The 16,145-nt window shown below is 47.7% G+C and carries 14 protein-coding genes; 4 read left to right on the forward strand and 10 right to left on the reverse strand.

Annotated elements, in window-relative coordinates; all coding sequences use genetic code 11:
- Positions 1 to 93: 93 nt before the first annotated feature.
- The 10 genes from MUB35_RS16775 to MUB35_RS16820 form a co-directional block, all read right to left on the reverse strand.
- On the reverse strand, positions 94 to 546 hold the full coding sequence (locus tag MUB35_RS16775) for a YhcH/YjgK/YiaL family protein (protein ID WP_148393190.1): 453 nt from the start codon (positions 544 to 546) through the stop codon (positions 94 to 96).
- Positions 547 to 567: 21 nt separating this feature from the next.
- On the reverse strand, positions 568 to 1,278 hold the full coding sequence (locus tag MUB35_RS16780; RefSeq protein ID WP_244806526.1) for an SGNH/GDSL hydrolase family protein: 711 nt from the start codon (positions 1,276 to 1,278) through the stop codon (positions 568 to 570).
- A 262-nt stretch (positions 1,279 to 1,540) separates the two neighbouring features.
- Entirely contained in the window at positions 1,541 to 2,602 is a 1,062-nt protein-coding gene (locus MUB35_RS16785; protein ID WP_331477541.1) for a DUF5692 family protein, read from the reverse strand.
- An 11-nt stretch (positions 2,603 to 2,613) separates the two neighbouring features.
- Positions 2,614 to 2,955, reverse strand: coding sequence for a hydrogenase maturation nickel metallochaperone HypA (locus tag MUB35_RS16790; protein ID WP_148393192.1), 342 nt, complete (start codon positions 2,953 to 2,955; stop codon positions 2,614 to 2,616).
- 4 nt (positions 2,956 to 2,959) lie between these two features.
- Positions 2,960 to 5,647, reverse strand: a complete 2,688-nt coding sequence (locus MUB35_RS16795; RefSeq protein WP_331477543.1) for an FAD-dependent oxidoreductase — start codon at positions 5,645 to 5,647, stop codon at positions 2,960 to 2,962.
- Between the two features lie 109 nt (positions 5,648 to 5,756).
- A complete protein-coding gene (gene hypB / locus MUB35_RS16800; RefSeq protein WP_244806528.1) occupies positions 5,757 to 6,431 on the reverse strand; it encodes a hydrogenase nickel incorporation protein HypB in 675 nt (224 codons plus the stop codon).
- A 180-nt stretch (positions 6,432 to 6,611) separates the two neighbouring features.
- Positions 6,612 to 7,886 (reverse strand): sensor histidine kinase, encoded by a 1,275-nt coding sequence (locus tag MUB35_RS16805; protein WP_244806529.1) that lies wholly within the window; start codon positions 7,884 to 7,886, stop codon positions 6,612 to 6,614.
- A complete protein-coding gene (locus MUB35_RS16810; protein ID WP_227242771.1) occupies positions 7,873 to 8,553 on the reverse strand; it encodes a response regulator transcription factor in 681 nt (226 codons plus the stop codon). Before MUB35_RS16810 ends, MUB35_RS16805 begins: the two co-directional genes overlap by 14 nt.
- Before the next feature lie 13 nt (positions 8,554 to 8,566).
- The gene (locus tag MUB35_RS16815) at positions 8,567 to 9,337 is read right to left on the reverse strand and encodes an ABC transporter ATP-binding protein (protein ID WP_033139022.1); all 771 of its coding nucleotides are present in this window, start codon (positions 9,335 to 9,337) and stop codon (positions 8,567 to 8,569) included.
- A 24-nt stretch (positions 9,338 to 9,361) separates the two neighbouring features.
- A complete protein-coding gene (locus MUB35_RS16820; protein ID WP_244806530.1) occupies positions 9,362 to 11,743 on the reverse strand; it encodes an ABC transporter permease in 2,382 nt (793 codons plus the stop codon).
- Between the two features lie 200 nt (positions 11,744 to 11,943).
- Here MUB35_RS16820 and MUB35_RS16825 point away from each other — a divergent pair, with 200 nt between their 5' ends.
- From MUB35_RS16825 to MUB35_RS16840, 4 genes are all read left to right on the forward strand, one after another.
- Positions 11,944 to 12,879, forward strand: coding sequence for an AraC family transcriptional regulator (locus MUB35_RS16825; protein WP_244806531.1), 936 nt, complete (start codon positions 11,944 to 11,946; stop codon positions 12,877 to 12,879).
- Positions 12,880 to 13,045: 166 nt separating this feature from the next.
- On the forward strand, positions 13,046 to 14,395 hold the full coding sequence (locus tag MUB35_RS16830; RefSeq protein WP_244806532.1) for an ABC transporter substrate-binding protein: 1,350 nt from the start codon (positions 13,046 to 13,048) through the stop codon (positions 14,393 to 14,395).
- A 64-nt stretch (positions 14,396 to 14,459) separates the two neighbouring features.
- Complete coding sequence (locus MUB35_RS16835; RefSeq protein WP_244806533.1) at positions 14,460 to 15,422, forward strand: acetylxylan esterase; 963 nt, start codon at positions 14,460 to 14,462, stop codon at positions 15,420 to 15,422.
- Between the two features lie 193 nt (positions 15,423 to 15,615).
- A complete protein-coding gene (locus MUB35_RS16840; RefSeq protein WP_033139018.1) occupies positions 15,616 to 15,888 on the forward strand; it encodes a CD3324 family protein in 273 nt (90 codons plus the stop codon).
- The last annotated feature ends 257 nt before the right edge of the window (positions 15,889 to 16,145 follow it).

Raw genomic sequence — 16,145 nt, forward strand, 5'->3', positions numbered from 1 at the left:
TTTTATGCAGCTTTCAGCAATAAATAAGGCAGCTATCCGTGAAGATACACCTGTCGATCTACACTTTATAGCTGCCCCGCCCGCTCTTACTGACTACTGTACTTTTATTTTAACTACTACTTTTTCTATATTTTCCGGCTTATTTTCCATGATTGCCACCATGTGGGCATCGCTGGGGTAACACACCATAAAATCACCCGGTTTCAGCAGATAACGGCCAAATGCACTGCCTTTATAAAAGGCAATATCCCTGTCCGCATTGTATGGGACTGACGCAGTCAGGGATTTGACATCCGCTGTGGCGATTCCCTCTCTGCCTGACACAATGTAGTGTAAATCTATATATTTTTTGTGTGCTTCATAAATACAGGCTTCTTCCGGTTTTGATGTCAGAGAAACAGGATTACAGAAAGCGCGGTCCTCACAGATCACCGTATCCGGCAGAGGAAGCTCTCCCTGCTTCAGCCCCTCCAAATAGCATAGTATCTGATAAAGTGTTTCGTACTCCCTGTAATTTTCTTTGTTTTGAATGGAATCAAAGATCATTGTATTTTTCCTCCTGATTGATCACAGATCGATCTTGTACTGGTGCAGTGTATTCTTCAAAACGGCTGCCATAATTTCATACCCCTTTGCATTGGGATGCAGACCGTCATAGGTAATGCCGTCCAGCAGCTTTTCGGTTCCCGGAAATGTGGTGGTATTATAATAGTTTACAAAAATCAGCTTATTCTTTCTCGCTGTCTGCGTCAGCCATGCATTCATCTCTTTAATATACCTTTTGCGAACCGCTTCATTTAACAAAATGGGAATATGTATCGGCAGAAGAGAGGTCAGAATTAAAGTGGTATCTGTATTTTCTGCCTGGCATATTATATTGCTGATATTGTTCTGAGCGGTTGTCAGGACCTCCTCATAAGGCTTCGGCTCCAGCCTTTTCCAATAATCCCCCTCCAGTTCAATGGAATCATTGATTCCAATGCCCATTATGCAGTATCTTGGCTTTAACTGCAGAGCATCCGCATAAAACCGCCTTTTTAAGAATTCTGTTGTGTCACCGCCGATTCCCCGGTTTACGATCAACTGTCCCGGCAGATTAAAGTATACATTTAGCTCCCAGTAATGGGTAATAGAATCTCCGATAAACAGAAAATCCGGCTTCTGCCCCGTATAAATAAGAGAATGGTTCTTAATGTCGAATTCCTTTCTTCTGCTGTCCGCTGCCGCAATGCTGGAAAAATATTCTGCTCTTGCATATCCCTCCTTTGTTGAAATCATGCGTCATCCCTCCTCCCTGCCGCTGTACAGACCGCTGATACGGTTGTCCGCTCGCAGCCGTCTGTGATTTAATATTTTTTCTAATTATAACAAATCCTTCCCGGTTTCGATATGGAACACGCGCTCAAAAATAGCACAATATGCTTATTTTGCAGTACACAAAAAAAGGCTGCCCAAAAGGTTTTCCAAAGAACCTTTTTGGGCAGTCTTCCAATTTCCGGACATGCCTGTTATTCTGTTGCTTCTAAATAAAGGACTGCGTTCATCCTGCCTGTTTTGCCAGTGTCTTTATTTTCTGATAGGACGCCAGGTCTGAATACAGCTCTGTCCTGTAGGGATTGCGTTTTGTCTTTCTTATATGAAGGATCATATAGATAAATACCGCCGCGTTTGCAAGAAGCGCAAGCAGGCTTACCACAAAAAGCGCCGTGGTGTCCGGATTTGCGGAGGCAAGCTGATAGATACCGGGTTCCGCCAGTGCAGTATACCCATCCGCAGCCACATATCCCTGCTGGATCGCAGCGTCCGCAATGGCTTTGCTGGATGTGGAATGCACCATCCAGCGGCTGGCATCCTGAAAGGCCGGCACAGTCTGGGCAAACATGCACCACAGCGCCAGTGTGTGCGCCCTGTGCTGCAGCCATGCACCTTTTCCCACGGTAAAGGCACAGACTGTGGGAGCCAGAAGCAGGGCAAATCCGCAGTACCAGGCATGAGTGGGCAGACAATTATACGTGTACGCAAAGTTCCATAGATCATAGGCCACGATCCAGAACCACATCATATCCGGCCAGAGCATATCTCGGCTCCCGTCCTTTTTCGTCACAGCCCTTATGCAGATTCCAAACCACCCCGTAATGGTGATAATGTTCAGGATTCCCGCGATGCCATTCATATAATTCCAGGCACCACCGATATAATACTGTGTCTGATTATTGGTGTACTCCATAACCGGCGTCACATATCTTCCGATCTCAAAATCACGCAGCACAGCCTCACAGATATTGATCGCCAGGATCAGAGGCGGAAAGCAGAGCGCTATCCTGTTGGAGGACAGCTTCTTCACATGCCGGATACACCAGAAACCGATACATCCCGCCGTGGAGGAATACACCTTCGCCAGGTGGAACCAGTCCATATACGCAGTATCCTTAAATGCCGTGAGCCACAGGATCGTGAGCACCACCGGCAGGATCACAAACGCGGCAAATCCCACCCATTTAAATCTGCGGGTCACCTCATTCAGAACAAAGAGACTTACAAACACACACAGCCACACAAGCAGTACCAGTGCTGTGGGAACGCCCTCGTAAAATGCAAACATACCCATTCCCCCTATTTACATAGAATTTCCTTGATCATCAGGTCATTTCCTGAAAGGATCTCCATCTGCTGCCCCTCACACATTGGACAGCGCATGTCGTACTCCATGGCGTTGAAGATTCTGCCGCAGTCCCGGCACTTTACAATGCCGGGCACTACGCATACTTCCAGTTCTGTCTCCTCCATGGAGGTTTTGTATCTGGCTGCCGGCCAGCACTCCTCCAGATATCTGGGCACGACACCGGAGAGCTCTCCCACATCCAATACGATTCGTTCCACCTCTTCGGCTCCTTCTTCCCGCACCACATCCTCAATGGTGTGGATCATGGCGTCCAGGATTCCAAGTTCATGCATAGGATCAGTCCTTTCTGCGGGTAGTTTTCACAGATGAGGCGGCAATTTTTCCGCTTCTCTTCACTGCATTTGCCGCGATTTTCACCGGAAGCTTCTCATACAGATCCGGTTTGGAATGACCGGTACGTTTCAGATGAATGGCATCAAATTTACATTTTGTGGTGCACATACCGCAGCCCACACACATATAGGAATCCACCTGTACGGCACCGCAGCCCAGGCATCTCTCCGTCTCTTTTTTCATCTGTTCCTCTGTAAATGTCATCCTGTCATCCCGGAAAGTGCCCTTCTTCTCCTGTGCATGGGCAGGGCGCTGTCTCGGTGTATTGTCAAAACTCTGCAGATCCACAGCCACGTTATTTTTATCAAAGGCATGGTATTCTCTTCTGTCGCGGCCCAAGGTCAGAGTCTGTCCCGGCTGCACATATCTGTGGATGGAAATTGCTCCTTCCTTGCCGGCTGCGATGGCGTGAATAGCAAATTTCGGACCGGTACAGCAGTCGCCGCCCACAAACACGTCTTTTTCTCCGGTCTGATAAGTAAGGCTGTCAGCCTGCGCAGTGTTTCCGCGGCCCAGTTTCACTTTGCTGCCTTCCAGCAGGCTGCCCCACTCGATAGACTGCCCAATGGAGAGAAGAACCGTATCAGCCGGAACCGTAATGGTATCCTCCTCATCGTATTTCGGTGCAAAACGGTGCATCTCATCAAAGACAGAGACACAGCGCATAAATTCCACGCCTGTCACCTTTCCATCCTCTGTCAGAATGCGTTTCGGGCCCCATCCGTTCTGGAATTCCACATGGTCAGCCTCTGCCTCTTCGATCTCCTCATCCAGGGCAGGCATCTCCTTACGGCTTTCCAGGCAGTACATTTTTACCGTGTCAGCTCCCTGCCTTGTGGCTGTGCGGGCCACATCCACAGCTACGTTGCCGCCGCCCACTACCACTACATTTCCGGCGAGGGTACGGCCGCATCCCAGGTTTACTTCGCGCAGGAATTCCACACCGGATACCACACCGGAAGCGTCCTCTCCTTCCACGTTCAGCCTGCGTCCGCCCTGGGCGCCGACTGCTATGTAAAATGCCTCGTAGCCCTGTTTTCTCAGTTCATCCAGCGTCACATCTTTTCCCACTTCCACGCCGGTCTTAAATTCCACACCCATCTCTTTCAGCACATCAATCTCTGCATTCAGCACCTCTTTTTCCAGGCGGAAGGAGGGGATTCCAAGTGCCAACATGCCGCCCAGCTTCTCCTGTTTTTCAAAAACAGTCACCCGGTAATCATCTATGGCAAGGTAATACGCGCAGGAAAGTCCTGCAGGGCCGCCGCCGATAATGGCGATCTTATTGCCCAGATGGTAGCGTTTCGGCGGAATGTAGCGCACATCACTGTCCAGTTCTTTATCCGCGATAAATTTCTTGATCTCATCAATGGCGATGGGCTCGTCAATATCCCCGCGGGTACATTCATTCTCACAGCCATGCGGGCAGATACGGCCGCAGACAGCCGGGAATGGATTTTCCTTTTTGATCAGTTCCAGGGCCTCTTTGTATTTTCCCCTGGCAGCCAGCTTGATATAGCCCTGTACCGCAATATGGGCCGGACAGGCGGTTTTACAGGGGGAAGTTCCCTCCTCCGCCACATCCTGACGGTTCTCCCTGTAGTCCATATTCCAGTTCTTTTTGCTCCACACATGATCCCTGGCCGTAGGTTCCTCTGTCTTTGGAAGCGGCTTTTTGGCACAGAGTCTCTGTCCCAGCTTCAGGGCATTTGTGGGACAGTTTTCCACACACTGCCCGCAGGCCACACACTCCTCCGGGTTCACCTCCGCTGTAAAATTGGAGCGGATGGCATCCGGTGTGCGGAACAGCGTTGCGATACGCATGGAAAAACAGGAACAGCTGCAGCAGTTGCAGATTGCCGCCGATTCACCCAGCCCGTCTGTTGCGGGCATCTCATGCATAAGGCCGTTGTCCTCCGCAAATTTCAGGATTTCCAGCACTTCCTCCCGGCTCACCTGACGGCCTCTTCCTGTCCTGATATAATATTCTGCTCCTGTTCCCATCTGGATACAGATATCCTTTTCCAGATGTCCGCAGCCCTCGCCAAGCACCTTTCTGGACTGGCGGCAGGAACAGTCAGACACACTGAATGTATCGTATTTTCTCAGATAATAAGACAGCTTTTCCCAGGGCTGTACTCCCGGAAGGTCTTTGACAGCACTCTCCACAGGCGTCACACGCATCATTGCCATGCCTTCCGGAAAAAGGGGCGCCATAGGTGCGATCCTCTTTCTGGTATACTCCTCAAATGCCTTGCCGATCTCAGGATGCGCGGCAAGCTGCTCCCGGTTATTTACCATCATTTCCAGCATGCCCGGCGCGAAAATATTGATGAAGTACCGGTCCTTCTTATCCTTTTTATCCGTCCATACTTTTACTACACCTGTGTATGTAAGCTGGTCCAGAAGCTTTTTGGTCTCTTCCCGGCTTCTGCCGCATTTCTCCACAATATACTCAAAGGTTCGCGGCTGGCGAAGCCCCATGACCAGGGCTACATCTGCCATATCATCCGTGACCACAGCATTCAGCGCATAGTATTCCGGAGCCTTCTCATCGATCCGGTTCATTGCCCCTGCAACACCGCCCACCATCTTTGCCAGTTTCACGATCTTCGGTCTTAAATTTGCCATATACAAACCCACCCTTTCTACCATTCTGCAGCCGCCTCGCTGCTCTTTTGCAGCTCTTTAGATGCTCTTTTGCAGCTATCCTGCTGCTGTTCACAGTCCTGCTTCCGGATTACCTTGCTTCTCTCCACATGTTTACTTCTGTCCTCAGCCAATCTGCCCACGCATCCACACCTTCCCCTGTCTTTGCGCTGATTGGGATCACTTTCGCCTCGGGATTGCGCAGTCTGATGTTTTCTCTGCATTTTTCCAGGTCAAAATCAAAATAGGGCATCACGTCGATCTTGTTGATCAGCACCACATCACATACGGAGAACATCAGCGGATATTTCAGAGGTTTGTCATCTCCCTCCGGAACCGATAAGATCATGGCGTTCTTCACTGCCCCCGTGTCAAATTCCGCCGGGCAGACCAGATTTCCCACGTTTTCCAGCACAGCCAGGTCCACGCTTCCGGTTCCCATGGCGTCAAGCCCCTGCCTCGTCATATCCGCGTCCAGGTGGCACATGCCCCCTGTATGGAGCTGTATTACTTTTACCCCCATATTCTCTATGGTGCGGGCATCCACATCAGAGTCAATATCCGCCTCCATAATGCCGATCTTCAGCTCCTCCTTCAATGCCTCAATGGTCCGCTGCAGGGTTGTCGTCTTGCCTGAACCCGGGGAAGACATGAGATTCAGCAGGAATACCCTCTTCTCTTTCAGTTCTCTGCGAAGTTGCTCCGCCTGCCTGTCGTTATTATCAAAAATGCTTCGTTTTACTTCAATGGTACGGAATGCTTCCATTTCCACATCCCTCCTTTCCGTGCTGTTTCATACTCTCATCATACTATGCCGGAACTGCTTTTACTATAGACAAAACCGGCGGTCTGTCAAAAATTTTGACAAACCGCCGGTTCCGTAAACATGGCTGCTGTATCATGCTGTTTTATCTTCGTCCGGTTTCATGACCAGACATTCCTTTCACTATCGGAATACCAGCACAATTCCCATCCCGTCCTTCTCCTTCTCTGCAAACACTTCCCCGTCCATCTTCCGCATGATCTCCCTGCAGATATAAAGTCCCAGCCCGCTGCCCTGCTGCCCAAGACTATTCGTCCCTCTGAAAAAGCTCTCGAAAATGTGATTGAAATCATTCTCCGACACGGCCTCCCCCGTATTAAAAATGCGGATGAGCTGGCAGAAATCCTCCTCATAAAAGCTGATCTCAGTTCTTCTGCCGTCCCCGTATTTAAAGGCGTTTTCCATCACATTGTCAAACACTTCCAGTATACGGTCAAGGTCCCCGCGCATCAGCCGGTTCTCATATCTGCCGATCTGCAGCTCCATCATTCGCACTGCGCACTTTTCCACATAGGTGTCTGCCACCCGCTTTACCAGTTCCTCCAGATAAAATTCTCCCATTTCCACCCGGACATCTAAAATATCTTCCTTTGAGCTTCTTATGATCTCCGCCACATATCCCTCAATCTCTTCTGCTTTCGCACAGATTTGCCGGGCAGCGTGGCACTTCTTCTCCTCTGTATCGTAGAGTCCCTGCTCCAGGGCTTTTCCGTAAAGTCTGATGGTCCCAAGAGGCGTCTTCATGTCATGGGACAAGGACAGCAGCATTTTTTTCTTTTCCTTTTCCAGCTCAAGCCTCCGCTTTTTCGTCACTTCCAGCGTATCTTTTAACTGCCCGATTCCCCAGAGAAAGTCACCGAAATATCTGTTCTTCTCCTGCTTTACCTCGCCTTTCAGATGGCCTTTTGCCAGCTCATAAGGCAGTTCGCTTACCCGGTTGAATGGACGGATGACCCGGTATTTCAAATACAGTAAAATTCCCACCACAAATGCTGCCATAAGTGCAAGACCAGCCTGCACGGTCACCATCACACCGCCCAGGCTCATATTTTCTTCCCTGTATGAAAACCGGAGATACCCTTTCAGACTGCTGTCCGTATACCAGGGTTTTATAACACTGCCTCCATTACTTTCATCACTGTAAAATGCCTCTGACTTCTCCCTGTCAGCCGCATCAGCAAGGGGCAGACTGTCAATCCTGTATACATCCCGAAATCCGCTCAGCTCCACTTCCTCCGGGCGTGTTCCCGCTGATATGGTATGGTACAGGCGGTTTATCTCCACCCGGAATTCCCTGTCTCTGTGCTCCTGCATCCGGTAAAGGATCTGACCTGTTCCCAGCGCCAGCAGCAGATAGAGACATACCGTTACTGCCAGAATCCTGTCATATTTCCTCATACCGATACCCCACACCCCAGACAGTCTGAATGCGCCTGGGCGCCCTGGGATTTTCCTCTATTTTGTTTCGCAGCATTCTGATATGCACCGTCAGCGTCTGATTCTCACTGAAGCTGTCCATACCCCAGATCCGGTCAAAAAGATATTCCTTGTGAAGGGTCCTCCCCGGGTTTTCAGCCAGTAATAACAGCAGTTCATACTCTTTTACATTCAGCTCCACTGCCTGCCCGTCCCGGTAAACCTTCCGCGCATTTTTGTCTATGGTAAGGCCGCCTGATACCAGATAGTCCGTCTCACTTCTGGCCCCGTAAGTTCTCTGCAGCAGTGCCCGCACCTTGGCAGTCAGCAGGTCCGGGTCCACAGGCTTTTCCATATAGTCATCTGCCCCCAGACCGAATCCGTTTAACTTATCATCCTTTTCCGCTCTGGCACTCATGATCAATATGGGGATATCTCCTTTCTCCCGCACTGTCCGGCAGACGGCAAAACCATCCATGCCGGGAAGCATAATGTCGAGGAGCATGATCTTCACATTGTTCTCTTCCAGATATGCTGCCGCCTCCTCTCCGGTAGGTACCGGATGAACAGTAAACCCGTCTTTTTCCAAAAATGCCTGCAGAAGCTCTGCCAGCTCCCTGTTGTCTTCCACCAGCAAAATATCTTTCATACAAATCCTTTCTTTACCAGCCCAGCTTGATCAGCCAGTCATTCAATGTCCGCTCTCTTGCCCTCATATCCTGGTCTTTCTGCCATTTTCCAAGTGTAATGTCCTCCCGGATATCACCGTCCTCTATATAAAGCACCCGCTCACAGCGCGCCGCCACTTTCATATCATGTGTGACCAGAAGGATACTGGTCCCGTCCAGATTGATGCGGTTTAACTCCTCCATAACCTCTATAGAATTTTGTTTATTCAGCGCACCTGTAGGTTCATCCGCAAAGATGATCTTTGGCTCATTGATCAGACTGCGGCAGATACAGGCCCTCTGAAGCTGCCCGCCGGATACCTCGTTGATGTCATTGTCCGCCACCTCACTGATTCCCAGCTTCTGCATCAGTATCTTTGCCCTCTCATTGACGGCCGCCCGGCCTTTCTTTGTCTTTCCCGCAGGTGTCTGATAGGCCGGCATAATAATGTTATCATAAATAGAAAGATTTTTCAGCATATACATCTGCTGAAACACAAACCCCATCTGCTCCAGCCGCATATCACTGATCTCATTTGCAGTAAGCCCTGTCATCTCCCGTCCAAAGAAATCCACCTTGCCCGCAGTGGCATTGTCCATGCCGCTGACTGTATAGAGAAGGGTCGTTTTGCCGGAACCGGAAGGCCCCATTACAGCCACCATCTCCCCTTGTTCTATCTCCAGATTAACATTTCTCAGAACATTATTCTGACGCTTCTCTATAATATATGTTTTGCACAAATTTGAAACTTTCAAAGACTCCATTTCTTTCTCCCTCCACCTGGATTTTTATTCTATATTATTCATTTCACGTATATGGATCTGTTTCACTTTTCCGGTTGCAAATATGGTAGCTGCGATGATTCCCACCATCAGGATTCCCGGATAGACACCGTACACCTGCCAGGGCACGACCTGGATCTCCACATCAGCCCCCATAATGGCAAAGATAGGTCTTAACATAAACCGGTTGCTCAGAAGAGACAGGGGAACTGCCGCTATCATAGATACCAGAACCACCCAGACCATACGAAGGATCTGCCACCTGCGGATACTCCGGTTGCGGAACCCCACACTTTTCATCATGGCAATCTCCCCCTTCTCTCTTACAATAAACAGCTTTTCCATAAGGGCAGTGATCAGCATGATAATGGCGCAGAGAAGACCGGTCATGGGCAGCAGAAGCTTTGCCAAAGAGTCCTGGATCCCGCCCACATTCTGGTCAACCAGAGACTGGGCGTCATCCCACTCATACTGCGGAAAATCCTTCTTAAGGTCAGCGGCCAGTTCCTTTTGTGTCTTATCCGTCTTCATATCCACAAGGATATTCCAGTAATCCGCCATCATCTCTTCCTTCATATCTATCACAGGATTCATCCTGCCGGACTGTCCCATCTGCATATAGTCAGAATACGTCCCTGTTATTAGTAATCTCTTCTCTTTGCTGCCGATATTTACATCTACCCAGTCTCCAATGTTCCATTTATTCTGCTTCAGCACTGTCTCGGAGAGAGCGATCTCATTTTCCAGCCTGGGGGCTTCCCCCTTGTCATAATGCAAATAATCATTGTTCTGTCCCAGATTCTGTAATACCAGAAGCTTCTGGTCTGAGACGACACCATCCTTAGAGATTTTCAGGAAATAAAACGGAATGCCCGTAAGCTCTGCATCATATCCCTTCGCCTTCATCTCCTGCTCCACACGCTGCATTCCTGCCAAAAGGTCATCCTTGTATCTGTAATTTCCCTCTCTTGCCTTCTCGATTCTTCTCACATACACGGCGCTGTCAGGGTCCAGGGCAAACTTGACTGCCATCTCCCGGCTCCTCATGGTATTGATGGTATTCAGCGGTATGGTGATCAGCACAAAACTGATGCAGAAGGTGATCATAAGCACCAGATACCGCCTCATATGGGTAAGCATATCGTTCAGTCCCAAAAACATGGGAACAGACATTTTCCCTCTCCTGTTCAGTCTGATTCCGGCTCTTCTTTTGAATCTCTCCCCTGTCTTTCCGCTCCTGATGGCAGAGATGGCTGATATCTTATCCAGCTTACCGGTACTGGTATAACAGAAAAGCATTACCAGCAAAACAATGCAACCGGAACATATAAAATTCACCCACAGGTTGGAGCCGCTGTCCTCCATGATCATATTTCTGCTGACACTTGCCACCATGGCCCTGCTGACCGGAATACTGGCTGCGAATCCCACCACAGTACCTGCCGTCACAAGAACCAGATATTTTAAGAGATATACCTTTTTCACAGCGAAATTCCGGAATCCCACTGCCTTCATGATCCCGATTTCCCGATATTCTTCCTCCATGGTAAACACCAGCGTAAAGCGGAGTACCAGAAGGGCAATGAGGATCAGGCAGATACCGACCAAGATCAAAAGCGCTGCCATGATCATATCAAAAGAATAGATCATTTTATACATACTCTTTGAGACCGTACTTAAAACAGTGGTAAAGTCCTGGTTGTTCAGATCCCTCACAAACTCTGCCGCCTTGTCTGTCATGACACAGAACATACGGATATTCTCTGCATTCTCATCCTTTAGGAATGTTTCATAATCCTCTTCGCTGACGATGATCCGGTTCATTCCAACCATGTCGCTTCCAAAAGCCGCGTCTTTTATCTGCTCGGAAACCGTCAGTTTCCTTTCTGTCTTTCCCACTGAAATGGAGATCTTATCCCCGGACTCCAGATGGTTTCTCTCCATGGCATCCCTGGTCAGGGCAGCTTCACCTTTTTTCAGAGAAAACGGCTTTCCATCCAGGTCAAAAACCTTACAGTATTCCATACCTGCAGCGGCTAAATAAACGCTGGTGCCTGCGGCGGCGTATTCCTTTTTCTTTCCGTTTTTTATGATTTTCATATTCTGGTCATTGAGAGCGATCATACTGCTGTCTCCGTATTCCTTCACATCTTTCGCCCCATCGTCCAGCCACTCTTCTGTTTTCTCTTTCTCCGTATCTCCCTTCAGAATAAAATTCACATCCGGAACCCCGGAAAACTCCATGTAATAACTGATGGCCGAACTCACCACCAGGATATTGTTCACACTGCTGGCCAGAAAGATCGTGGCTATTGTGATGAACAGAAACAGTATCACATTGACCCCTTTTCTCCTCAGCAAATCCTTCTTTAATATTCTGTAAAGCATCTGACTATCCTTCCCTTTCCTGTTTTCTGAGAGGATTATAACCCGGTAATTGTGAAAAAATCCTTAAATCGTGGATTTTTCCTGTTTCGTGTATCATATCATAACCGCTGTACAAGTCTCATTATTTTTGTAAACATGTCTCTTTTTCTGTTATAATATAAAAAAACATGCCTCAAATCACAGAAAAAGGAATGGCTCAGATGAAGAAGAGAAAACCCAAAATGGAGTTCAGATATTACAAAATACCGGCGGACAGCCATATGCTTCCGCTGACAGGTGAAAATTTAAAACAGTGCTATGGTGTGGAGGTGGATTACCTTCATTTTCACAATCACATGGAAATAGGATACTGCTATTACGGAGAGGGTACATTATCCCTGGAAAATACAAAACATGAATTTCAGGGCGGCATGTTTTCCATCATACCCAGAAATTTCCCACACACTACCAACAGCAAATTAAATACCATAAGCAGCTGGGAATATCTGTTTCTGGATGTTTCCTCAATCATCAGCCAATTCCACCAGGCAAATCCTATTTTGTCGGATAAGATCATTCGGCAGATCAATAAAAAAGCATCCTTTCTCTCAGAGAAAGATTATCCTTTTACAGGACAGCTGATCCGTCGTCTGCTGGCTCTGGCCAAAGAACATCCGGTCTACTACAAAGAGGAGGCCGATGGGCTTCTGTCAGCACTTATGATGGAAATTGCCAGGATGAATCAGAGTGACACGCTGGAACCCGGGGAACATGAAGCAGACAAACTGACAGCACTTTTATTAAATGTCGTGGACTATATAAGCATCCACTATCCTGATAATATTTCCGTAAAAGACCTGGCTGACAGATGTTTTATTACAGAAAATCATTTTCGCAAGGTCTTTACTGCATACATGAAAATGTCCCCGGCCCGCTATATCAATCTGGTGAGAATACAAATGGCATGTGACCTTCTGCAGATGAGCAATGATCCTATCGCAGATATTGCCTATAAAACAGGCTTTGAAACTCTCACCACCTTTAACCGAAATTTCAAAAAAATACTTGGTATTTCTCCCAGGGAATGGAGAAACCATCCCGAAAATTATGAACGCAAGCTTCTGGAATACAATATCCAGACAGAAGAAGGATGGTAATGCATAGAAAAAATGAGTGAAATTGCATAGTTTTTAACCGGAATTGATGACATGGATACCATTACCTATACTATAATGTGACCACAGTGAATCACAGAGTTTTCCGCACTTATAAGGTTCGGAGAAGGGCCCGTTCTGTGAAATATAAGAACCGAGAGGGATTATTATGAAGAAAAAAATGATTACTTTACTGTTGGCAGGCATTATGGCATTTTCTTTAAGTGCATGTGGCGAAACACAAGACACCAATGAGGATAAAAAAGAAACAAACGCGGATACTGAAACTACTCCTCAGGCTGAAAAAACAGAGGATGACAAGAATACGCTTATGGTCTGGGCCTGGGACCAGAATTTCAATATTTACGCCATGAAAGAGGCCGAAAAAATCTACCAAAAGGATCACCCTGATTTCAAGCTGGACATTGTGGAACTGACTTCAGGCGATGTGGAAACCAAGATCGCGACCGCGGCTCTGGCTGATGATACCAGCATACTTCCTGATATTTTCCTTCTGCAGGATCATACATATCAAAAGTTTCTGGAGAGCTATCCTGACATTTTTTCTGATCTGAGCGATTCAGGAATCCCCTTTGACCAGTTCAGCGAATCAAAGGTGGCGGAATCCATGAAAGATGGAAAAAACTATGCCGTTCCCTTTGACAACGGAGCGTGTGTAGCTGCCTACAGGACAGACATTCTGGCTGATGCCGGGCTTTCATTGGACGATTTTACTGATATTATCTGGAGTAAATTTATTGAACTGGGAGAACAGGTGAAAGAAAAAACCGGTATTTCCCTTCTGTCAGGCAATGGAGGCAGTCCGGAACTTGTCATGATGATGATGCGTTCCACAGGTGCTACCGCCTTCCATGATGACGGCAGTGTAAATATGGTGGACAATGAATCCCTGCGCGCTGCTATGAACGTATATATAGAACTGGTTCAAAAGGGGATTCTTACAGAAGTCACTGACTGGGATCAGTATGTGGGCTCTCTCAACAGCGGCAGCGCAGCCTGTGCAATCAATGGATGCTGGATTTCCGGCAGTATTCAGGGTGCAGAGGACCAGTCAGGGAAATGGGGCATCACCAATATGCCGGCCCTTGATAATATCAAAGGTGCCACCAATTATTCCAGCAACGGCGGTTCCAGCTGGGCCGTTTCCAGTACCTCAAAGAACCCGGACCTGGCTGTTGATTTCCTTGGCAAAACATTTGCAGGCAGTGTAGAACTGTATGAAACAATTCTTCCGAAATCAGGAGCATTAGCCACATGGCTCCCAATGAAAGACAGCGATGTCTACAACGAGGGACAGGAGTATTACGGTGGTCAGGCAGTCTATGCAGACATTGTCGGGTTTGCAGAAAAAGTCCCTGTAAGTGTCAGGGGAACATATTATTACGATGCCGTGGATGCTGTGGGTGTTGCGGTCTCCAACATTATCCAGACAGGCGCTGATTTTGAATCTGAGCTGAAGCAGGCACAGGATACCGTTGCATTTAACATGAACAATTAAGCGTATGAGCGCTGTGCTTGGAAAGGATGGATGATAATGCATCTGCATTATACCGGTAATGTATATGAAAACCTATCACAATCGATTAAAAGAACTGGAAACCTACACAGGAATGGGGGAAAAGCCGGCTGATTTCACAGATTATTGGAAAGATGCCCTGGAAGAATTAGACCGGATAAACCCTGATGTCAGTCTGCAGAAAGCAGAGTTTCAGGGCACACATACAGAATGCTTTCACCTGTATTTCACCGGAGTGAACGGAAGCAGGATCCATGCCCAGTATTTAAGGCCAAAAAACATTTCACACCCCATTCCTGCCCTGCTGCAGTTCCATGGATACCGCTGGAATGCCGGTGACTGGTGCGAAAAAATGGCGTATACCGACATGGGATTTGCAATAGCCTCCATGGACTGCCGCGGCCAGGGCGGACTGTCCGAAGATCTGGGAAGCGTCCGCGGAACAACTGTAACCGGCCACGTGATCCGTGGGATCACGGATACCAAAGAGAAACTTCTTTATCGTCAGATTTTTCTGGACACTGCACTGCTTGCCAGAATCCTGATGCGTTTTGAAGAAATAGACGCCGAGAAACTGGGCGTATTTGGAACCTCCCAGGGCGGCGGCCTGGCAATTGCCTGTGCTGCCCTTACACCGGAAATCAAAAAAGCGGCTCCGTGCAGCCCCTTTTTATCGGATTACCAGGGTGCCTGCTGTCACCAGGAATGCCAGGGTGCTTATTTGGAACTGTGGGACTACTTCCGTATCCTGGACCCCTGCCACGAGCAGGAGCAGGATTTTTTCAGACAACTGCAGTATATTGACATCAGAAACCTGGCTCCCTGGGTAAAGGCAGATGTTTTATGGGGAATTGGACTGGAAGATAAGGCATGCCCGCCTTCCACCCAGTTTGCAGCTTACAATGCCCTTACTTCCGACAAAAAAATGATTATATATCCGGAATATGGCCATGAACCCTTTCCTGGTTTTCAGGACAAAATGATGCAGTTTATGACCGAATTGCTTTAACTTTTCCTATACAAATGCCTCCACATACAGTATAATCAAACCAGAAAATCAAAATAATTTTTTCGAACAATAAAAGGAGGCATTTTTTATGAAACGATATGTTATGTCCGCGTAGCAAAGGCTATTGCGGATACTCATCAAATATAAAATAGCCTTTGTGAATCCTGGAATTTTAAAAATCAAGGAGGACAGGATGAGCTACAAAAAGGCTGATAAGATTCTTCCCAAAGAACTGCTTGAAATAATACAGCAGTACGTGGAGGGAGAGAGTATTTATATTCCCAGAAAGACGGAAAACAGACGTTCCTGGGGGGACACTACAGGAATCCGGCAGGAAATCGCCGCCCGCAATACCAGACTGTTTCGTGATTATCAAAATGGCGCGGACCCCGTCCGGCTGGCAGATAAATACTGTCTGTCCCTGAAAAGCGTACAGAGGATCTTATTACAGGAAAAAAGAAAATAGTTGTAACTATTAAGCAGACAATGTCAGTTGCAAATAGTTTCCTCTTGAGCAGATACCATATTTCCCAATGGGTATCTGCTCATTTTCTTTTGGAAAAAAGTTTAAGGTAGCACTCCCCCGCATCCTCCCGTTATAATAACCCCATATCGTAAAAAGGAGGAACTACCATGCTGGAACCCAAGAAAAATGCATAGCAGAGGCTATTGCATATTAACAATTTCATATTGAAATAGCCTTTGCAGATCCTGACCTGATAA

Origin of the sequence: Blautia sp. NSJ-175, assembly GCF_022867815.1 — a bacterium.
GTDB classification, from domain to species: Bacteria; Bacillota; Clostridia; order Lachnospirales; family Lachnospiraceae; genus Blautia; species Blautia celeris.